The sequence below is a fragment of the Paenibacillus sp. FSL K6-1096 genome (assembly GCF_037977055.1).
Lineage (GTDB): Bacteria > Bacillota > Bacilli > Paenibacillales > Paenibacillaceae > Paenibacillus_AQ.
On the sequence record NZ_CP150274.1, the window covers coordinates 6,413,668 to 6,435,247 of the forward strand.

A 21,580-nucleotide genomic window follows, 5' to 3' on the forward strand; every position below is an offset into this window, starting at 1 on the left:
GTCCCCTCACAGGTAAAAAAGGGAACGAAAAGAGTAAAAAAAAGACATGCCGCAACGGGTGGCAAGATCGCAGCCGGAAGTCTATCATTAAAGGTATTCCGCAAAGGTTTCCGATAAAGCTGTTACACCAACTCTGCCGCCGGAGGTTATAACTTGAAAGCGCCTTTCACCTTGAACCGCAGCCGCCGTTTTGTGAGTGTGAAGAACAAGATGCTGTTCTTTTTCCTGCTGGCGATCCTGATCCCGGTTGTGATCCTGTTCATCAACTCCTATATCTCCTCGCAGCAGATGCTTGAGCGCAAATATACGGACCTGCTGGCCGATGTGACGAGACAGTCCAATATCCGCATCGAGGAATTCCTGGAGGATATGAAGCAGATTTCCCTCATCGCCAGCTACGGAATCAACAGCTATATCTCAGCCGTCTCCCAGGAGAATTATCCCGTGCAGAACTATCTGCATGACAGCTCCGTGACGAACGAGCTGCAGGCCACGCAATTGCTGATGAACTACATAACCATGAAGGACCGCGCCATCTCCATCTATGTCTACAATCTGGTGAACGGCAGCGACCTCTATGTGGCCCCGAACAAGCCTGTCGATTATACCTATAACCCCCGCAAGGAGGACTGGTTCAGCGATTTCCTGCGTTCCGATGATATTACGCGCGATTTGCCGACCATGCTGGACCGGCAGACCAAGGCCGACAACAACTGGGCCATCTACAATCTGCGCAAAATATTCGATATGGAGAACGGCAAGCTGCTTGGCGTCATGGCGGTAAGCGTAGACATTGACTTCATCAACCGGCTGAACAAGCGGATGGAGGCGGGCAACCGTTCAGCCTTCACCGTTACCGATGACAGCGGTATGATTATATTCAACAATAATTATGAATTGATTGGCAAGCCTTTTAACACCACACTGTTTCCGGTCCGGGAAGGGGAACTTGCCTCCGGCTCGGACCGGCAGATTGTCCGCGTATCCGGCAAGGATTATATTCTGATTCAGTCGCCGTTCGAGGTTCATAGCTGGAAGACTTATATGTATATGCCCGTGGAAGAATTAGCGGTTGAAGGCGATATTCTGAAGCGCAACCTGTGGACGATTGCCGTTGTGCTTATCCTGTTTGCCCTGGCCAGCTCAGTGTATATGTCGAATCTCATCACCCGCCCGATCAAGCAGCTGATCCGCAATATGACGCTGGTCGAGCAAGGGAAATTCGATAACCTGCCGGCGGTGCGCTCCAATGACGAGATCGGTGTTATGGCCGGCCGGTTCGAGCAGATGTCGGCGGAGCTTAAGCAGCTGGTGGAGCGGATCTATGTGGAGCAGGAGCAGAAGGTTGAGGCCGAAATCCGGGCGCTGCAGGCCCAGATCAGCCCGCATTTCCTGTACAATACGCTGAATTCGGTCAAATGGATTGCAACCATGCAGCAGTCGGAGAAGATTGTGGAGATGACCGGGGCGCTAATCTCCATGCTCCGTTATACCGCCAAGACGGATAACCGGCTGGTCCCTATACGCGAGGAGCTGGAGCATATCGGGCATTATATCGTTATCCAGAAGGTGCGTTATTTCAACCGGATCGAGTTCCATTCGGAGGTGGAGGAGGGGCTTGCGGAGCAGGAGATTCCGAAGCTGAGCATTCAGCCGCTGGTCGAGAATGCGATCTTCCACGGAATCGCCGACCAGGAGGACGGACTGCTGTCCATTGAGGTCCGGCACGCCGGGTCTGCCGAGCTGACGATCACAATCAGAGACAACGGGGCAGGCATGAGCGCCGAGGCGGCAGCGAAGCTGCGCAGCAGGCTGGACGGCGCGGAGGACAACGGCGGCATCGGCATTATTAATGTGCATCAGCGGGTACGCCGGTTGTACGGCGACCCGTACGGGGTATCGTTCGTGAGCAGCCCCGGACAGGGTGCGGTGTTCGTGATCACCATTCCTATACAGAACAAGAAGGGGGCGTGACGGGATGCTGGGTGTGCTTATCGTGGATGACGAGCTGCTGATGCGGATCGGTCTGAAGTCGATTATCCATTGGGAGGATGAGGGCTTCACGATTCTGGGGGAGGCGGCGAACGGACGCGAGGCGCTGGAGCTGGCCGGAACCCACCGGCCGGATCTCATTATCACGGACATCAAGATGCCGGTGATGGACGGCCTGGAGCTGATCCGCGAGGCCCGGCGGCTGGATTTAAGCGGGGAGTTCGTCATTCTGAGCTGCCTGGAGGAATTCCAGTATGCCCAGGAGGCGCTCCGGCTCGGGGCGGCTGATTATCTGATCAAAAGCGACATGAAGCCGCAGCAGCTTATCCATGTGCTGGAGACGGTCAAGAAGCGGATGGTGCGTCTTCAGGCCGGCCGCTCCGGCGGGATACCTCCAGGCTCCTACAAGGAGAGCATCGAGCATCTCAAGGAGACGCTGTTCAAGGAGGTGCTGAGCGGCTTCAAGGGAGCCGGGGACGTGCTGGCCCGCCGGGAAGCGCTGCATATCCGCCTGGCGGATCAGCCGATGGTGCTGATGAAGCTGCGGATCAACCAGTTCGATCAGCTCCGGCGAAAGTATGTGGAGCAGGATGAGAAGCTGTTGCGCTATTCGGTGGCGAATATTCTGGAGGAGATCCTGCCGCGCAAGCGGGCGAAGGAGATCATCGTCATGAATTCCGCAGAATATGTACTGCTGCTCGATCTCGGCGAGGAAGGACGGATTGTCCGCGCGGAGATCGAGCGCGCCGCCGCCAAGATTCAAGCGGCGATGAAGGACTTCCTGAAGCTGAGCCTGTCCATCGGCGTCAGCGGTCCGGCCTCCGGCTTCGACCGGCTGAAGCGGGCGTACCAGGAGGCGGATCTGGCGCTGGAGGCGCTGTTCCTGGAGAACGGAAGCGGCCTCAGCTTCTATGACCAGGCCAGGAACCGGCCGCGGAGCGGCCAGCGCCTGGCCATCGACAAGGCTGCCCTGCGCAGATTCAGGCAGGATACCGAGAGCGGGAGCGTGGAGGCCGTGGCCTTCCTGAACGGTCTGAAGGAGGCCATGCTGCGGGAGGGCTGCACGAAGCAGGCGGCGCGTTCGGTCTATCTGCGGATGCTGGCGGTGATTCAGTCGTGCTTCCCGGCACTGCCCGAGCCGAATGAGGCCGGGATGACGCTGTACGAGAGCATTCTCGGGGAGGAGAGCCTGGAGGGTCTGCACCGGCTGGTCACCGGTTACCTGGAGCAGTGCAGAGCGCAGATGTCCGAAGGCCAATCGTCCCGGAGCTATGCGGAGCAGGCCAGCGAGCTGATGATGCAGCTCTATGCGGAGGATATCTCGCTGCAGTCGGTGGCGGAGCGGATTAACGTGAATGCCTCCTATCTCAGCCGGGTATTCAAGCAGGAGACCGGCGAGAACTTCGTCAGCTTCCTGACCCGGCTGCGCATGGAGAAGGCCAAGAGCCTGCTCCGGGACAGGAATGTCAAGGTGTATGAGGTAGCCGAGCGGGTAGGGTATCCGAATACCGCTTACTTCAGCAAGCTGTTCAAGAAGCTGAACGGCATGAGTCCGGAGGAATACCGGGGCTAGAAGGGCAATTGTCAAAAAAAGAACATAGCCTGTAAAAGAAGTGCATCCGCTGCGGGTGCACTTTTTGCCGCTTCTGCCGATTGGTCAAAAAAGGGAACGTTTCCGTAAAAAACGGCCATTCCGGGAGCAGCGCGGTTCGCCTACTATTGGAGATGCAGCAGATGCAGCATATCCTAAATGGAAGTTGGGGGTAATTCTAGTGAAGAAAAAAAGTCTGGCCGCCGTCTTGTCCATCGCGCTTACAGCATTCGCCTTGTCGGCCTGCGGGAACGGCAATAGCAGCAGCAACAGCAGCAACAGTACCGCTGCACCATCGCCAACCACGGCCGCTGAAGCGGCAGCTACCCAGCCGGCAAGCGGCGAGAAGGTCGAGCTGACCTATGCGATCTGGGATTCCAATCAGGAGAAGGGCCTGCGGACCATTGCCGATGAATTCGAGGCCAAGAACCCGGATATCAAGGTCAACATCGAGGTGACGGGCTGGTCTGATTACTGGACGATGCTGGAGGCGGGAGCTACCGGAGGCTCGCTGCCGGATGTCTTCTGGATGCATTCGAACGAGATCTACCGCTATGCCAGCAACGGCATGCTGCTTGATCTTACGGACCGCATCAGCAAGAGCTCCGAGGTCAAGCTGGAGAATTATCCGGAGGGTCTGAATCAGATCTATAATCTCGATGGCAAGCAGTACGCGGTTCCCAAGGATTTCGATACGATCGGGCTGTGGTACAACAAGACGCTGTTCGATCAGGCAGGCCTGACCTACCCGGATGAGAGCTGGACCTGGGACAATCTGAAGCAGGCGGCCGAGAAGCTCACGAAGGACGGAGTGTACGGCATCCTTGCCCCGCTGCACAACCAGGAGGGGTATTACAACTTCGTCTATCAGAACGGCGGCACCATTATTACAGCGGACAAAAAATCAGGCTACGATGATCCGAAGACAATCGAAGCGCTTGAATTCTATATCGGCCTGGTGCGCGATGGGCTGTCTCCCGAGGTCTACGGCGATGCCGAGCGTGCCGATCTGCTGAAGAACGGCAAGGCGGCGATGGGCCTGTTCGGCTCCTGGAACCTGAGCGGCTTCACAGAGAATGAGTATATGGCGAAGAATTTCGATGTCGCCGTCCTGCCGAAGAAGGAGAAACAAGCCTCTATCTATAACGGCCTGGGCAATGCCATTGATGCCAAGACGAAGCATCCCGAGGAAGCCTGGAAGTTCGTGGAATACCTGAGCTCCAAGGCCGGGCAGGAACGCCAGGCAGAGCTGGGTGTAGCGATCTCCGCGTATAAAGGCGCGGCTGACCTGTGGATCAGCTCCAACAAGACCTTTAACATCAAAGCCTTCGTCGATATGGTGGACTATGGCGTCATCCGTCCGTACTCCAATACAACAGCGGTCTGGGAAGACAAGGCGTATGAAGCGCTCAAGCCTGCATTCTCCGGCAAGGAGACGGTGGCCGAGGCGGCCAAGAAGGCGGCAACCGTTATGAATGAGAGTCTTGCGGAAGAGAAATAAGCCTTATATCCCTGCGGCAGCCCTGTGGCTGCCGCAGGCCGGATAGGAGAGGTAAGCAGATGAATCATACCGTGAAGAGAAGAATAGGAGCCGCTGCCCGGAACGAATGGTACTGGGGCTGGCTGCTGATTGCGCCAACCATGCTCGGGCTGCTGGTGCTGAATTTTATCCCGATTATCCAGACCGCCTACCTCAGCTTCTTCAAGAGCGGGGACTTCGGCAAAGGCAATATCTATGTCGGGTGGGACAACTACAATAAGCTGATTCATGATCCGCAGGTGTGGCATGCGGTCGGCAATACCCTGCTCTATACCCTGCTGGTCGTGCCTGCCAGTGTAGCGATTGCTATGCTGGTAGCTGTCCTGCTCAACGGCAAGCTGGCCGGCCGCTCGCTGTACCGCACCATCTATTTCATCCCGATGGTCGCTGCTCCCGCAGCGGTCACCATGGTCTGGCGGTGGATGTACAACCAGCATTACGGCCTGATGAATTACGGGCTGTCTAAGCTGGGTGTGTCGGCGGTGAACTGGACGACAGATCCGCGCATTGCGCTAATGTCCATTGCGATTATCGGCATCTGGAGCGTGATCGGCTACAATATGGTGCTGCTGCTCGCCGGTCTGCAGGAGATCCCGAAGGATTTTTATGAAGCCTCTGATATTGACGGGGCCAGCCGGTTGCGTCAATTCTTCATGATTACACTGCCGCTGGTTTCGCCTACCCTGTTCTTTGTGGTGGTGACCTCGGTCATTCAGGCCATGCAGGTGTTCGACGTGATCTATATGATGATTGATGTAACCAACCCGGCCTATGACCGGACCGTATCGCTGGTATACCTGTTCTACAATAACTCGTTCAAATACTCGAACAAGGGCTATGGCTCGGCGATTGTACTGGTGCTGCTCACGCTGATTATGATCATTACGTTCTTCCAGATGCGGGCGCAGAAGAAATGGGTCAACTACATGTAGGAGGGTGGACAATGGACAAATCAAAACGCTTCAACCGCATTCTGGCCCACGCTGTGCTGCTCCTGGGAGCGGCCGCGATGATTCTGCCCTTCGCCTGGATGCTGCTGACTTCATTCAAGACGGTGACGGAATCGACCTCAATGAACCCGTTTGTGTTCATCCCGCACACCTGGAGATGGGAGAATTACATAGAGGTATGGCGCCAGAACAATTTTCTGATCCTGTACTGGAATACGTTTGCGATGATGGCCCTGCGGGTGCTGTGCGCGGTTCTGTTCAGCGCGATGGCGGCGTACGCTTTTGCCAGGCTGAACTTCCCGGGAAGGGACATCTGCTTCAGTCTGGTGCTGTTCCAGATGATGGTGCCGACCCAGATCTTCATCATCCCGCAATATCTGATGGTGGACGCGCTGGGGATGCGCAATACGATCTTCGCCCTGCTGTTCCCCGGGCTGGTCAGCGCTTTCGGCACGTTCCTGCTGCGGCAGTTCTTCATGGGGCTGCCGAAGGAGCTGGAGGAGGCCGCCAAGATCGACGGCTGCAATATCGGACAGACCTTCGCCCGGATCATGCTGCCGCTGGTCCGCTCCGGTCTGGTGGCGCTCGGTATCTTCACCGCGCTATTCTCCTTCAAGGATCTGATGTGGCCGATGATCGTCAATACCAGCTCAGATGCGGCTACCCTCTCCTCGGCGCTGGCGAAGATCCAGAGCGCCTTCTCGGTGGACTATCCCGAGCTGATGGCCGCCTCGGTGCTGGCCATCTGGCCGATGCTGCTGGTCTATATCCTGTTCCAGCGGCAGTTCATTGAGGGCATTGCCACCTCGGGCGGCAAGCTCTGACCGTCCGTTGACGGAGACGGCTGCGTCCGCCAGAATAGAGAGAGAATTGCTGAAGGAGGGGAAGCGGTTATGCATCTAAGAAGACCCGGGAGGCTGTGTGCCGCTGTGCTGCTGCTCTTCGCGCTGGCCGGCTGTGATACACAGCAACGTGCGGACATATCCCTGCTGTCCAGCCCGCTGCCCGGTGAACACGAGCCTGTAACTCTCCGCTACTCCAGCTATCTGCTCGATACGGCACAGGCGGGCAAGGTGTATTTCGATGCGATTGCCGAATTTGAACGGCTGCATCCCGGAATCAAGATTGAGGCCGACTTCATCCAGAACAACAATTATACGGCCGGGATCAAGATCAGGCTGCTGGGCGGCGAGAGGGTGGATGTGTTCGATACGTGGTCGCCCAGCCTGTTCGAGGAATTCCGCGCCCTGCGGAGCGATATGTACCTTGATCTGACCGGGGCTGAGTTCCTCAAGGAATTCTATCCCAATTCGCTCCTGCCGGTCACCATTGACGGCAGGGTGTACGGTGCGCCGGAGGTCATGCACAGCGACGGGCTGCTCTACAACAAGACCCTGTTCGATTCGCTGGGACTGGCCGTTCCGCGCACCTGGGATGAGTTCCTGGCGCTATGCCTGAAGCTGAAGGAGGCCGGGGTCATTCCGGTGGCGATGGATGCGGAATGGTCTACAGCCCAGTTCTTCTGGGGCTCGATCATGTCCGATAACGGGGCCGATGCCGCCTGGACGAAGAAGCTGGAGAGCGGGGAGATTCCGGTGGATAACCCGGTGTTCACCGATGCCATCAAGAAGCACAAGGAGTTGATTGACCGGGGGCTGGTGCCGCCGAACTGGAAAAGCCTGAAGCATGAGCAGGCGAAGGATCTGGTCGGGTCGGGACAAGCGGCGATGATCATTACCGGAACCTGGGATATCCCCAGCATCAAGGAGCGGAATCCGGCGCAGGATATCCGCTTCATGATGGTGCCGGGCAGTGTGCGGACGGTGCCGAACATCAATGTCGGCACATACCGGGTAATCAGCTCGCGGACAGAGCATCCCGAGGAGGCCAAGCAGTTCGTGGCCTTCATGAACGGCAGGGCCACGCAGGAGAAGCTGGCCGCTGGCGCTCTGGCCGTGCCGTCCGTCATCTCAGCGCCGACCGACCGGAGCGATTCGGTGTCGTCCATTGCCGCTGCGGTGACGCGCGAGGATGCCACGCTCTACTGGCCGCATACCGTATCCACCGAATCGCTGCAGGTGAAGATTCTGGAGGGGGTCAACCAGTATCTGGCCGGGCAGCCGCTGGAGACCGCCCTGGCCGGCATCCAGCAGGCCATTGATGAAGCTGCGGCGAAGCGCCGGGCCGCCAGATGACCGGCAGATTTTTGGGGGAGGGCAAACAGTTGGATGCTCTCCACTAGTTGAGGAACGAACGATCACTTTCGCCGGACCCTAAAGGATGAAGCTGTGTTCATAGCGAAAAAACAGGGATAAGTGTATTCTGTGCAACTAAAAACAGTGAAAAGGAAGGCATTCCTCTCCTAACTGTATTCCATACAACTAAATTTGCTGGAATGGGCGAAAATCCAGATATAGAGGTATTTTAATTGCACGAACTACATCTAAACAGAAATTTGGCGGCACATCTGACGATTTAGTTGTACGAACTGCAATTAAGCCCACCATTGCACCCTAAATGAGGTGAGGCAGCCCCACAGCAATACTGATCCCCCGGAATTGCTTCGCTGCCTATCGGGTACTCCTGCAGAGCTCCCTTTCCCTTGTCGTCTAGCCAGTGCTCCCTGCATCACCCCGATGCCCCTACCTTCCTGCCGTTCCCGCCTAGATCGACTTACGGAATTCGGCCGGAGTCATGCCCGCGAAGTTGCGGAACAGCTTGATGAAATAGCTCACATTATCATAGCTTAGCTGCTCAGCGATCTCCACGACCGTCAGGTTGGTCTGGTTCAGGAGGTCGCGGGCTTGTTCCATTTTCAGCCTCGTTACATATTCAATGAAGGTCAGCCCGGTCTCGGTCTTGAACATCCGGCTGAAATGGGTGGGATTCAGGCCGAGCCGCCGGGCCATCTCATCCATGCCGACCTTCTCGTGGGTATGATTCATCACATAACGCTTCGCTTCGGCCACTTCCTTGCGGACACTCTGCTTCCACATGGAGCGCAGCATCAGAATCTTATCCTTCAGGAATTCCTCCAGCCATTCCATCAGCTGATCCAGCGTTTCGAACTCCTGGATGGAGCGCTGATGCCGCTCACTGCTGAAGTTGCTGACGAAGTTCTGCATGACTACGTATTTCAGCTCCAGCTCCATGACCATTTTGAGCAGCCAGCTCTTGACGCTCTCCACCGGATATTTCCGGTCCCCGATATACTGCTTGACCTCTCTGACCTTCGCCGTAATCTGCGTGCTGTCCTCCTGCTGGATACAGTCCCTTAACTGCTGCAGAATCTCCGCGTAATGAACGAACAGGTCCTCGCTGCTGGTCTTGACCGGCGCCAGCTTCATAATTGCTCCCTCGGCCGTATAGAAGCGCAGGGCATCGGCATCCAGCAGCGCCTGAAGTTGCTTCTTCAGCTCGATCAGACTTGGCGTGGCCTCCCCGTAAAAGAAAGAAATGCCCATCCGCAGATGCAGCTTCGACATCCGCTGGACATGCAGGAGCTGGTTGCGGTATTCCTCATAGAGATTGCGGACCAGCAGGTGCGGCAGGGGAAGGAACAGAATGAACTCCCGACCGTTCAGCGCGAACTGGATCATGCCGTCAATCTCCAGGAATTCCTGGAGCACATTATCCATGACGAACTGCAGATTCACTGCCCCGCCGAACCGCCGTTCCAGCTCATAGGAGCGCTCCGGGAGCGCCAGCACCGGCAGGTACGGAATGCCCCGCTCAAGCTTAATTCCCATCACTTCGGCTTGCCCGAACCACTCGGCCTCATCCCATACCGGCTGCTCCATGAACATGCGGATGAACCGCGTCCGGATGGCTGAGTGGTTCTGGCTGACCAGCTTCTCCATCTGCAGGTAATGGTCGCGGGATTTGACCTTGGCCTCCAGGCGGCTGACCGCCTCGGTCAGCACCGCAATCACCTGGTCAATCTGCAGGCTCTCCTTCAGGATATATTCAGCCACATTCAGCTTCACCGCCTTCTGGGCATATTCGAACTCTCCGTGGCAGGACAGGATAATCGTCTGGAGCTGGGGGTTCAGCTCCCGCGCCTTGCCGATCAGCTCCAGCCCGTCCATCGCCGGCATTCCGATATCGGTCAACAGAATATCGGGCCGGCAGCGCTGGCAGGCCTCCCAGGCCTCGCGGCCGTCCGAGCAGGCGGCCGATAATTCCAGGCCGAGGGTGTCCCAAGGAATGGAGGCGCTTAAGTATTCCAGCACCGGATAATGATCGTCAGCCAATACTACTTTATAGGTCATTCTTATCCGCTCCTATCCGCTTCACAGGCATGATTAATTGTACGGTGGTATGATGTCCGCGAACACTGCTGATCTCCATCTCGAAGCGGTCTCCGCAGATGAGCTTCAGCCGCTGGTAGACGTTGATTAATCCAATGCCGCGGCGTGAAGTCTCTGCTGCCGGCATCCCGGCCGCTCCGATGGCCTCAATCTCCTCATCCTTCTGCCGCAGATGCCGGATTAATGCAGCCAGCGTAGGCTCCTCCATACCCGCTCCGTTGTCTTCTACTGTAATCGTAAGTGTGGTCTGCTGCCGCCTGATCGCAATTCTAATCCTGCCCCCGCCCTGCAGGAAGCCGTGCTTGTAGGCATTCTCAATGATCGGCTGGAGGATGAACCTCGGCACCGTCTCCAGCAGCAGCTCTTTGTCCGCATCAATAACATAATCTGTTGGGTATCTCATGGTGAACCGCATCAGCTCCATATACTGCTTCGTGAAATCAAGCTCACTGGCAATGGACACGAATTCCTCCCTGCTGGTGAAGCTGGTCCGCAGCATGGAGGAGAGCGAGCCAAGAATACGGGCATTCTCCTCATCCTGCTTCAGCAGCAGCTTCATGCGGATTGAGCTGAGCACATTGAACAGAAAGTGCGGGTTAATCTGGGCTTGAAGCATCGCAATCTCCGCCTGGCGCTTCAATGCCTGCTCAGTCTCCACCTGCTGTAGCATCTGCTGCACCTGGTCCAGCATGTTGTCGAAGGAGAGGCCCAGGCTGCCGATCTCGTCCGCTCCCCGGATGCCCGTGCGCACGGCCAGATCCCCGTCCTCTACACGGCGGGCCGCCTTGCCCAGGACCAGCACCGGCTTGGTGAATCTCCGCAGCAGAACGGTCAGGGCGAACAGGAAGCTGACGGCAAATATCGTCTGAATGAGCAGGCCGGTACGGTTAATCCCGTTCAGCTTCTCGGTCAATTGCTCATACGGGGCCACGCTGATGAGCCTCCATCTGGCATATTTCAGCGGCAGGGAGAGGAGGAGCTGGTTCTCACCCTTGAACTTGACGATGTCAGGGAACGCCAGCTCATCCACAGGCAGCAGCCGGTTAAAGCTTGTGCCGATCAGCGCCGGGCTGCGGTTGGACAGAATCCGCTCCTTATCGTCCAGCAGATACACATCCTCTTCTAATGAAGCGAACCGCTCGCGGATCGAGGCTTCACTGCGGCTGACAATCAGGTAGGCATAAGGGGGAGCCGTTGCTTCTTCCCGTAATGCACGCGCTGTCAGGAAGACATACGGCTGCTCCTCCTGCAGGGAGGTCAGGTAATTGGCTTCCGCCCCCATGAATAAGGTGTCATACGGCGGGAGCTGCTCCAGCTCCTGGAACCAGGGCTGCCGGAGGAACTGCCGCGGATCATAGTCATAGAAGGAATAATCGGAGTAAGCATGTCCCTTCCTGTCCAGCAGCGTAATTCTGAGATCAATGGTCTCTCCGGCCACCTGCTCCAGACGGCTGGTCAGCGTTCTTGCTGCCACCGGGTTGGTCTTGGCCTCCTCCAGCAGGTTTTTGATCTCCGGGTCGAAGTGAACGAAGTTCGAGACCGACACCATCTCCTCGAAGATCACATCAATCTGCGATTGGACGATTCTCAGGGACTGCGTGGCTTTTTCCAGGGAATGCTCCCGGATAATGAGCTTGGAATAGACATTCGTAATGTAGAGCATCCCCAGCGCGGGAATCACCAGGCAGGCGATTGAGGTAAGAATAAGCTTTTGCCGGAAGGATAGCTGACTGAGCCTGAATTTCCCTTTCATGAATTCCCCTCCAGTGAGTGACCTGTACAAGCTTATCGTACTTGATTCTGGCATACGCCTCATCCAACAATTTTTTCATTTTAGAAAAAATAATGCTATACAAACTTTTCATCTTAGATAAATTCGTTGCATGTTCCTGAAAGCGCTCCCTTCTATAATGAGGACATACAAAAATAAACGAGGTGGACAAAGTGGAGGTTATCTCTGAACAAGCAGCGGAGCAGCGGCTTCACAGCCCGGGAAAAGGCAAAATGCGCAAGCAGGCCTTTTACGACAATATTGCCGGGTATTTATTCATTGCCCCTATGCTCATTCTGACCGTAACGCTGGTCATTATTCCGATTCTGTTATCCGGCGTAATCAGCTTCTCGAACTGGAACTTTGTTTCCGGGCTGGACGGGTTCCAGCTTGTCGGGCTGGACAATTACACACGGCTCATGCAGGACGAATCCTTTCACCGCTCGCTCTACAACAACCTGATCATGATTGCTGTTGTGCCGGTCGCGATGTTCCTGGCGCTGGTGCTGGCGGTGCTGATTAACAAGGCGACGTATTTCAAAACCTTTTTCAAAGTGATCTATTTCATGCCCTTCATCTCCAGCTTCGTGGCCATCGCCCTGCTGTGGAGAGTGCTCTATCATCCGAACAACGGTCCGATCAACGGCTTCCTGAGATCCATCGGGGTGGAGCATCCGCCCATGTGGCTGGCCGATCCCAAGTTCGCGCTGATCTCGGTCATGATTATTATGGTCTGGACTTCGCTGGGCTTCAATATGGTCATCTATCTGGCCGGCCTCCAGAACATATCACGCGATCTGTATGAAGCTGCCGATGTGGACGGCGCCTCGCCGCTGAGACAATTCTTCCGCATTACGCTGCCGATGCTGTCACCGACCTCCTTCTTCCTGCTCATTACCGGGATTGTCGGCTCATTCAAGGTCTTCGATCTGATCATGGTCTTAACGGGCGGCGGCCCGGCTGGCTCTACCTCGGTCATTGTCTACTATCTGTATGAGGTGGCCTTCGTGAATCTGGAGTCGGGGTACGCTTCCGCCATGGGGATTATTCTGCTGATCCTCATCCTGCTGGTGACCTTGATTCAATGGGTCGGACAAAAGAAATGGGTCAATTACTAGGAGGTTAATCTATGCGATCACTCAAGCTAAACCGCGTTATCGTCACCATCTTCATGGCGGTTGCGGGCATCCTGTTCATCATGCCGTTCCTATGGATGCTCTCCGCATCCTTCAAGCCGGAGCTGGATGTCATGAAATATCCGATAGAGTGGATTCCTTCGAAATGGAACGCGGTGGAGAACTATAAGCAGGTATGGGCGGGAGCCGTGCCGTTCACACTCTATTACTGGAACACGGTGAAGGTTACCCTGATGTCCACAGCGCTGTCCCTGACCATCTCGGCAATGGCAGCCTATGGCTTCTCCAAAATCATCTTCAAAGGCCGGGATACCCTCTTCCTGATTGTCCTTGCCACCTTCATGATTCCGACCCAGGCCATTCTGGTGCCGCAGTTCATTATGTACCGCTGGCTGGGACTGTTCGACAGTCATATCGGGCTGGTGCTGCTGGCTGCCTCCGGCGTGCTGGGCACGTTCCTGCTCCGGCAGTTCTTCCTGGGCATTCATGATGAGATTATTGAATCGGCACGGATTGATGCAGCAGGCCATTGGACGATCTTCAGCCGGATCGCCCTGCCTCTGGTGCAGCCAGCCCTTGCTACCTATATGATTCTCCGCTTCATCTGGACCTGGAATGATTACCAGAATCCGCTGATCTTCCTCCGTTCCGATTCTTTGTTTACCCTGCAGCTGGGAATACGGAAATTCGCTGATTTCAGCGGAGAGTTCTATTCCTTAATGATGGCAGGTGCAGTATCCGCCATTCTGCCGCTGCTGATCATCTTCATCATCGGCCAGAAGCAGGTGATTGAGGGAGTTGCGATGGGCAGTGTCAAAGGCTAGACTAATTACACAACAGGGGGTTATATCATGTCGAGAGTCAAACGCAATTTATTCATCGCTGTACCATTGTTATCGCTGCTGGTCTCCGGGTGCGGAGGCGCTGGCAATGCCGGGAAGGAGCCTGCGGCTTCTGATGCCGGGAAGGGCAGCAATGCGCCGGTAACAATCAAGCTGAGCAACTGGTATGCCAAAAAAATGGACAACTGGGATGTCGTCATCGCCGAATTCGAGAAGCAGCATCCGGACATCAAGGTGGAATTCGCCTCTGCCGAGGATAACAATTCCAATGAATATTATAAGAAGCTGGATTTGGCGGTAGCTGGCGGCGATGATCTGGATGTCATTATGTTCAGCAACATGACCTTCCTGTCCCAGCGGGCGGGGCTGGGCATGATCCAGCCGCTGGATGATTATCTGGCCAAGGACGGCATTACGATGAAGGATGAATACACGGCCGATACGAGCATTGACGGCAAGGTCTATGGCCTGCCCGGCAAGTCCTCGCAGGGGCTGGTCATTATCAACGAGGAGCATCTGAAGGAGGCCGGACTTGAGCTGCCGAAGGACTGGACCTGGGATCAGTACATGGAATACGCCAAGGCGATGACGAAGAAGAATGGCGATAAGACGCGATACGGCACTTACTTCCACAGCTGGATTCAATATGGCTATCTGACGCAGAATTTCGGCCAGGCGGTGAACTCGAATCTGACGACCGATGACGGCAAGACCGCCAATATTGACAATCCGTCCATGCGCAAGTCGTTTGAACTGCGGCTTCAGGGAGAGCAGGAAGGCTCCGCCACCCCCTATTCCGAGGTAGTCAGCCAGAAGCTGAACTACAGACCGCAATATTTCAACCAGGATACCAGTATGCTAGTTACGGGTTCGTTCCTGATCCCGGAAACCGGGGGAACGGATACCATTCCGGCCAGCTTCAAGACCGTGTTCGCGCCGTTGCCGAAGATGAAGGCGGAAGACCCGATGACCTCGAACGTGACCGGCGATGTCCTGAGCATCTACAGCAAGTCCAAACATAAAGACGAAGCCTACACCTTTATCCGCTGGTTCTCCACCGAAGGGATCGTGCTGCAAGGGAAGAATATCCCGTCATGGAAAAAAGCTGACCTGAATGATGTGGTTGACCGGATCATCGCCGGCAGCAAGACCCCGGAAATGATCGACAAAGCTTCCCTGCTCTATGTCCTGGAGAATACAACAACAACTACAACGGCTACAGCCGTGCCTTATCATGCTGAGCTGGAGAAGGTGCTGCTGGAGGAATTCGATAAAATGATGCTGGCCGGCCAAAGCATTGATGACACCATCCAGAATGCACAGACCAAAATCCAGAAAATTATTGATTCCAAATCCTAAGCAGATAATACAGATTAGATAGGAGTGTTGTCCGTGCTGTATCCAATAATGACGGAAACCCGCAGTCTGTATGATCTGGGCGGGATATGGAGCTTCAAGCTGGACCACGGCGCGGGATGGGAGGAGCGCTGGTATGAATCCAGGCTCCTGGACACCATCCCGATGGCGGTGCCGTCCGCTTATAATGATCTTGGCGTAAGCCCGGAGATCCGTAATCATGTCGGCTGGGTGTGGTACGAGCGGGAGCTGACGCTCCCGGCGAAGATTCTGGACGAGCGCCTGGTTCTCCGCTTTGGCTCGGCCACCCACAAGGCCAAGGTGTTCATCAACGGAAGCCTGGTAATGGAGCATTCCGGTGGCTTCCTGCCCTTCGAGGGCGTGATTAATGACTTTATCCGGCCCGGCGCGAACCGGTTGACTGTGGCGGTGCATAATGTGGTGGATTACACTACATTGCCGGTTGGCCTGTATACGGAGACCGAAGGTCCGGACGGGAAAAAGAAAGTGAAGAACCAGCCGAACTTCGATTTCTTCAACTTTGCCGGACTGCAGCGGCCGGTGCGGATCTATTCTACGCCGCGAACCTTCGTAGAGGACGTAACGGTGGTTACGGATTACACTGACGGGAACGGAATCGTACGGTATAGCGTGGACATTAACGGCGAAGCCGATGTCCGGGTTACAGTGCTGGATGAGGAAGGGAATGAGGTCTGCTCAGGGACGGAACCCTCCGGGCTAATGGATATTCCCTCCGTCAGGTTATGGCAGCCGCTGAACGCCTACTTGTATACCTTGAGAATCGAGCTGCTGCAATCGGGGCAATTGGCGGATGTCTATGAGCAGCCGTTCGGCGTGCGGACGGTTGAGGTGAAAGAAGGGCAGTTTCTGATTAATGGCGAGCCCTTCTACTTCAAGGGGTACGGCAAGCATGAGGATACCCCGTTCCATGGCCGGGGGCTGGATGAAGCCGCGAATATTATGGATTTCAACCTGATGAAATGGTCAGGCGCCAATTCCTTCCGCACCGCGCATTATCCTTATGCCGAGGAAGTGATGCGGCTGGCCGACCGTGAAGGCTTCGTCGTTATCGATGAGACGCCTGCGGTAGGGCTGGACCTTAATTTCCTCGTCATGCTGTCAGGGGGAGCGAAGAAGGAGACCTGGGCTGAGGTGCAGACCTTCGGGCATCACCAGCAGGTGATCCGGGAGCTGATCAGCCGGGACAAGAACCATGCCTGCGTGGTCATGTGGAATGTCGCCAATGAACCGGCTTCCTATGAGGATGGGGCTTACGAATACTTCAAGCCGCTGATCGAACAGCTGCGGGAGGAAGATCCGCAGCACCGTCCGGTCACCCTGGTGACCCATATTGAAGCCACGCCTGCCGATGACCGGATCTCCGAGCTGATCGATGTGCTTGCCTTCAACCGTTATTACGGCTGGTATGTGGACGGGGGAGACCTGGAGTCAGCGAAGATTAAGCTGCGGCAGGAGCTGGAAGCCTGGACCAGACGCTGCCCCGGCAAGCCGATGATGATGACCGAATACGGTACCGATACCGTGGCCGGGCTTCATGATGTGGAGCCGGTTATGTTCACGGAGGAATATCAGGTGGCCTTCTACCGGGCCAATCATGAAGTCTTCGACGAGTTCCAGGAATTTGTGGGCGAGCAGGTCTGGAATTTCGCCGACTTTGCCACCGGACAGGGAATTATCCGCGTACAGGGCAACAAGAAAGGCATCTTCACCCGTGACCGCAAGCCGAAGGCGGCCGCTCATGAGCTGCGCCGGAGATGGACCGGGATACCAGATTTCGGCTATAAGAAATAAGTTAGCTACAGTGCAAGCGCAAGCCTCTATTTCAGGAGGCTTGCGCTTTTTTGGGTTTATTTAGGAAACGTAGTGAGGCTTTAATGCTGAATGTATGTGAAAAACAGCATACATTGCGTTCGCAAGCAGGCACACGGCCTGAATGTATGTGAAAAACAGCATACATTGCGTTCGCAAGCAGGCACACGGCCTGAATGTATGTGAAAAACAGCATACATTGTGCTCCCAAGCAGACGTATGGACCAAATGTATGTGAAAAACAGTATACATTGTGCTCGCAAGCAGGCACACGGACCAAACGTATGTGAAAAACAGCATACATTGTGTTCGCAAGCAGGCATACGGACCGAACGTATGTGAAAAACAGCATACATTGCGTTCGCAAGCAGGCACACGGCCTGAATGTATGTGGAAAACAGCATACATTGTGCTCGCGTGCAGCCATATGGACCAAATGTATGTGAAAAACAGCATACATTGTATTCGTAAGCAGGCACACGGTCTGAATGTATGTGAAAAACAGCATACATACATTGCGTTCGCAAGCAGGCACACGGCCTGAATGTATGTGAAAAACAGCATACATTGTGCTCCCAAGCAGACGTATGGACCAAATGTATGTGAAAAACAGTATACATTGTGCTCGCAAGCAGGCACACGGACCAAACGTATGTGAAAAACAGCATACATTGCGTTCGTGCCAACGTAATCTTATTCAACCTTTAGGGTGATTTTGTTCCAAACAGACCCTCAGGATACCGTAAATTTCATACCCATCGTCTGCACTACATTTCCTTGAATTTCAGTGACCCCATCTTCTATGGAGACTGGAATTTGAAGTGCTGCTACCAACTTTGTCCAGAACTTAACCGCCTTTACATTGGATTTGAACATCCCTACTTCGTAGCGGCCCGAATGCAGGGTGAAGATTTGCATGACAGCATCTTTGGCTATATTTGTACCTCTGTATTTGGGCAATACAAACAGTTCCTGCACTGAATAGTCCACTTCCCTGGCAACATAAGGAGGAGAGGTAATCAGAATAAAACCAACGATTCTGTCATTAAATGTGATGAAGTAAGGATACAACCGTTCGTCCCTATAATATGGCGAGATATCTTCCATTTCGAATGTACCTTCTGTTCCGATATCCTCCTGCGAGTAAGCAGAAAGCTCATAGAGATAATAGTTAAATAAGTTCTCAAATAGTTCTTTGTTTGCATCTGTTATTTGCTGAATAGTCGCCTTCATTTTAACCTCCATAATATTATTCTCCTAACCTACTGTATCAGCACATTACAGCGAACGTAAGGGAAAAGACACCTATAATGAACCTTACCTTTTTCAAAAGAATGCCGAGCACTTACGGCAGCATACCAGTCCGGTATCTGCCTGGTGACACACCGGCCACCTTGGTGAAGCTGCGGATGAAGTTGGCATAATCGCTGAAGCCGGACAGCTCGCAGGCGGCCGCGACACTTTTGCCGGCGGTTAGGTGGCTCATGGCCAGGGAGACACGCTTATTGACGATGTAGGAGCGGATCGTAAGTCCCGTGTGCTCCTTGAACTGCTGGCTTATATATTTGCCGCTGTAATGAAACTCCTGCTCAAGCTGGGCGGAGTAGATCGGTTCAAGCAGATGCTCTTCAATGTAAGCCATCGTCTGGCGGACCAGCTCCGGCATGAGATTGTGCGGCAGGGCGGCGGAGGACTGCTGCAGGGTGTTGATGAACACAAGCAGCCGGGTTGCATAGGAATCGGCCAGCAGGTCCTGGCCGTAGTCCTCTGAGTGGAGGCTGTGAATCAATTGGTCGGCCAGCCGCGAATAGAAGGCGCACTGGTCCCGGGAGAGCCGGATCAGCGTATTCAGCCCGGAGGGAGAGGCCTCGAAGCAGGCGAGCAGATTCGTGCGGCGGCTGGACAGCCGCTGCAGGGCGGATTTTCGGAGATTCAGCCCGATCCGCTCATAGATCTGGTTGTCGGCACAGACGCAGCGGTGCATCTCGCCGGGCCGGATCAGCAGCAGGTCGCCGGGGGAGAGCTTGTAGCAGGACTGCTCCACATACATATAGGTGTTGCCTCTCAGGAAGAGATAGATTTCGTAGGCATCGTGCTGGTGATAGGGGTGAGCCGGGTTGAGCTGCTCCGTGGTGGTGGCCTTGTGGAAACAGATCATCTCTTCCGGGATCGGGTTGAACACATACTTGATATTCTGCTCCATGGCACACATTCCTTTAAATGGATATATTAGGATTATCGGTATCCGCGCAATATATTCTCTCAGATGTGCAACGACTAGACTGGCAACTATTTAATATAATACAGGAAAAGGAAGCGCTTGCAAGTGCTGCAAGAACTATGGACAAGCCTGTATGGTGTTCAGCTGCCGCTTCTAGCAGACAGGAGGTGTAACGGGAGAAGGTCCGGCAGAAAGGATAGAAACCAATCATGTGAAGAGGAGCTGAAGCAATGAAATCAAAATTCAAAAAAACACTGCTGACCCTATTGGCTAGTGTGACCATGCTGTCTGCAATGGTGATTCCGCCGCCGCCCAAAGTAAATGCGGCCAGCGATGTGACCGTCAATCTGTCTGACCAGAAGCAGGTGATCCGCGGATTCGGGGGCATCAACCATCCGGTCTGGATCGGCGATCTGACAGCCGCGCAGCGGGAGACCGCCTTCGGCAACGGGGCGAACCAGCTGGGATTCTCGATTCTGAGAATCTCTGTAGACGAGAACCCGAACAACTGGTATAGGGAACTGGATACGGCCAAGGCAGCCATTGCCAAGGGAGCAATCGTCTTTGCATCGCCGTGGAATCCGCCCAGCAGCATGACAGAGACCTTCAACCGCAACGGGAATCCCTCGGCCAAGCGTCTCAGATATGACAAGTACGGCGCATATGCCCAGCATCTGAATGATTTCGTGACGTACATGAAGAATAACGGGGTGGATCTGTATGCCATCTCGGTGCAGAATGAGCCGGACTATGCCGAGACCTGGACCTGGTGGACGCCTGCCGAAATGCTGAACTTCATGAAGAATTATGCCGGTGCGATTAATTGCCGGGTTATTGCTCCGGAATCTTTTCAATATCTGAAGAATATGTCTGACCCGATCCTGAATGACTCCCAGGCGCTGGCCAATATGGACATTCTGGGGGCGCACTTGTATGGAACTCAGGTGAACAACTTTGCCTATCCGCTCTTCAAGCAGAAGGGTGCAGGCAAAGATCTGTGGATGACCGAGGTCTATTACCCGAACAGCAATAACAACTCGGCCAACCTGTGGCCGGAGGCGCTGGAGGTGGCATACCATATGCACAATGCGCTGGTGGAAGGGGATTTCCAGGCCTATGTATGGTGGTATATCCGCCGTCAATACAGCCCGATGAATGAGGACGGTACCATCAGCAAGCGCGGGGACAGCATGGCCCAGTTCTCCAAGTTTATCCGCCCGGGTTATGTAAGAGTGGACGCCACGAAGAACCCGAATACCAATGTCTATGTCTCCGCCTACAAGGGTGATAACAAGGCAGTCATTGTCGCTATTAACAAAAGCACATCGGCCGTAAGCCAGAAGTTTGTCCTGCAGAACGGGACGGCCTCCAGTGCCTCGGCATGGATCACGGATGCGAGCCGGAAGGTTGCTGCGGGAGCATCCATCAATGTATCGAATGGTTCCTTTACAGCCCAGCTTCCGGCGCAAAGTGTAACGACCTTTGTAGCGGAGCTTGGAAGCGGGGGCGGCACCGGCTCGGGAACGACTTATGAAGCTGAGACTGACACCACATTGACGAATGCGGTCGTAGAGACAATCAATGCCGGTTATACGGGCAGCGGCTACGTCAATTTTAATGCGGCAACGGATGCTGCGATCCAGTGGAACAGTGTGTACTGTGCCGTGGCCGGGACCAAGAATCTGAAATTCCGCTATGCCCTGGAGAGCGGCACAAGAAATCTGGATGTGTATGTGAACGGCAGCAAGGTCATCAGCAATGCCGCGTTTACCGCAACGGGGGCCTGGTCCTCCTGGGGAGAGAAGACGGTTCAGGTCCCTATGAATGTCGGCAACAATACGGTTAAAGTGGTGACTACCGGTACGGAAGGACCGAATGTGGACAGCATTAATGTGACCGCCCAGTAAGCCCTGGAGACTCATCGGACAATTCCTCAGGAAATTCCTGAAGAAGTTCATCAGGGCGTTCAATAGGCTGAAAATCAATCCTGGCTTGTAGACAGCAGCTTGCACAGTGCGTT

15 protein-coding genes are annotated in these 21,580 nt (G+C 54.8%); 11 read left to right on the forward strand and 4 right to left on the reverse strand.

What is annotated here, in order from left to right; translation table 11 throughout:
- Positions 1 to 153: 153 nt before the first annotated feature.
- The 6 genes from MHI24_RS28050 to MHI24_RS28075 all read left to right on the forward strand — a co-directional run bounded on the left by MHI24_RS28050 (position 154) and on the right by MHI24_RS28075 (position 8,268).
- Complete coding sequence (locus MHI24_RS28050) at positions 154 to 1,974, forward strand: sensor histidine kinase (protein WP_340022830.1); 1,821 nt, start codon at positions 154 to 156, stop codon at positions 1,972 to 1,974.
- A 4-nt stretch (positions 1,975 to 1,978) separates the two neighbouring features.
- Positions 1,979 to 3,565 carry a response regulator gene (locus MHI24_RS28055; protein WP_340022831.1) on the forward strand — a complete coding sequence of 529 codons (1,587 nt, stop codon included), beginning with the start codon at positions 1,979 to 1,981 and terminating at the stop codon, positions 3,563 to 3,565.
- A gap of 199 nt (positions 3,566 to 3,764) precedes the next feature.
- Positions 3,765 to 5,084 carry a sugar ABC transporter substrate-binding protein gene (locus MHI24_RS28060; RefSeq protein ID WP_340022832.1) on the forward strand — a complete coding sequence of 440 codons (1,320 nt, stop codon included), beginning with the start codon at positions 3,765 to 3,767 and terminating at the stop codon, positions 5,082 to 5,084.
- 59 nt (positions 5,085 to 5,143) lie between these two features.
- On the forward strand, positions 5,144 to 6,055 hold the full coding sequence (locus MHI24_RS28065) for a sugar ABC transporter permease (RefSeq protein WP_340022833.1): 912 nt from the start codon (positions 5,144 to 5,146) through the stop codon (positions 6,053 to 6,055).
- A gap of 11 nt (positions 6,056 to 6,066) precedes the next feature.
- A complete protein-coding gene (locus tag MHI24_RS28070) occupies positions 6,067 to 6,897 on the forward strand; it encodes a carbohydrate ABC transporter permease (RefSeq protein WP_340022834.1) in 831 nt (276 codons plus the stop codon).
- A gap of 69 nt (positions 6,898 to 6,966) precedes the next feature.
- A complete protein-coding gene (locus MHI24_RS28075; protein WP_340022835.1) occupies positions 6,967 to 8,268 on the forward strand; it encodes a sugar ABC transporter substrate-binding protein in 1,302 nt (433 codons plus the stop codon).
- A gap of 468 nt (positions 8,269 to 8,736) precedes the next feature.
- Here the strand turns inward: MHI24_RS28075 and MHI24_RS28080 are convergent, their stop codons facing one another.
- Together MHI24_RS28080 and MHI24_RS28085 are read right to left on the reverse strand one after the other, a co-directional pair.
- Positions 8,737 to 10,344, reverse strand: coding sequence for a helix-turn-helix domain-containing protein (locus MHI24_RS28080; RefSeq protein ID WP_340022836.1), 1,608 nt, complete (start codon positions 10,342 to 10,344; stop codon positions 8,737 to 8,739).
- Positions 10,334 to 12,136 (reverse strand): histidine kinase, encoded by a 1,803-nt coding sequence (locus MHI24_RS28085; RefSeq protein WP_340022837.1) that lies wholly within the window; start codon positions 12,134 to 12,136, stop codon positions 10,334 to 10,336. Before MHI24_RS28085 ends, MHI24_RS28080 begins: the two co-directional genes overlap by 11 nt.
- Before the next feature lie 191 nt (positions 12,137 to 12,327).
- Between MHI24_RS28085 and MHI24_RS28090 the strand changes: the two genes are divergently transcribed.
- From MHI24_RS28090 to uidA, 4 genes are read left to right on the forward strand one after another with little or no spacing between them, the layout of a single operon-like run.
- On the forward strand, positions 12,328 to 13,272 hold the full coding sequence (locus MHI24_RS28090) for a sugar ABC transporter permease (RefSeq protein ID WP_340022838.1): 945 nt from the start codon (positions 12,328 to 12,330) through the stop codon (positions 13,270 to 13,272).
- Between the two features lie 11 nt (positions 13,273 to 13,283).
- The gene (locus MHI24_RS28095) at positions 13,284 to 14,114 is read left to right on the forward strand and encodes a carbohydrate ABC transporter permease (protein WP_340022839.1); all 831 of its coding nucleotides are present in this window, start codon (positions 13,284 to 13,286) and stop codon (positions 14,112 to 14,114) included.
- Between the two features lie 27 nt (positions 14,115 to 14,141).
- Positions 14,142 to 15,491: a sugar ABC transporter substrate-binding protein gene (locus MHI24_RS28100; RefSeq protein ID WP_340022841.1), complete on the forward strand. Its 1,350-nt coding sequence runs from the start codon at positions 14,142 to 14,144 to the stop codon at positions 15,489 to 15,491.
- A gap of 33 nt (positions 15,492 to 15,524) precedes the next feature.
- The gene (gene uidA / locus MHI24_RS28105; protein WP_340022842.1) at positions 15,525 to 17,321 is read left to right on the forward strand and encodes a beta-glucuronidase; all 1,797 of its coding nucleotides are present in this window, start codon (positions 15,525 to 15,527) and stop codon (positions 17,319 to 17,321) included.
- Between the two features lie 750 nt (positions 17,322 to 18,071).
- Here the strand turns inward: uidA and MHI24_RS28110 are convergent.
- Together MHI24_RS28110 and MHI24_RS28115 are read right to left on the reverse strand one after the other, a co-directional pair.
- Positions 18,072 to 18,584, reverse strand: coding sequence for a GNAT family N-acetyltransferase (locus MHI24_RS28110; protein WP_340022843.1), 513 nt, complete (start codon positions 18,582 to 18,584; stop codon positions 18,072 to 18,074).
- A gap of 100 nt (positions 18,585 to 18,684) precedes the next feature.
- Positions 18,685 to 19,542, reverse strand: a complete 858-nt coding sequence (locus MHI24_RS28115) for an AraC family transcriptional regulator (protein ID WP_340022844.1) — start codon at positions 19,540 to 19,542, stop codon at positions 18,685 to 18,687.
- A gap of 248 nt (positions 19,543 to 19,790) precedes the next feature.
- Between MHI24_RS28115 and MHI24_RS28120 the strand changes: the two genes are divergently transcribed.
- The gene (locus MHI24_RS28120; protein WP_340022845.1) at positions 19,791 to 21,467 is read left to right on the forward strand and encodes a carbohydrate-binding protein; all 1,677 of its coding nucleotides are present in this window, start codon (positions 19,791 to 19,793) and stop codon (positions 21,465 to 21,467) included.
- Positions 21,468 to 21,580 lie beyond the last annotated feature (113 nt).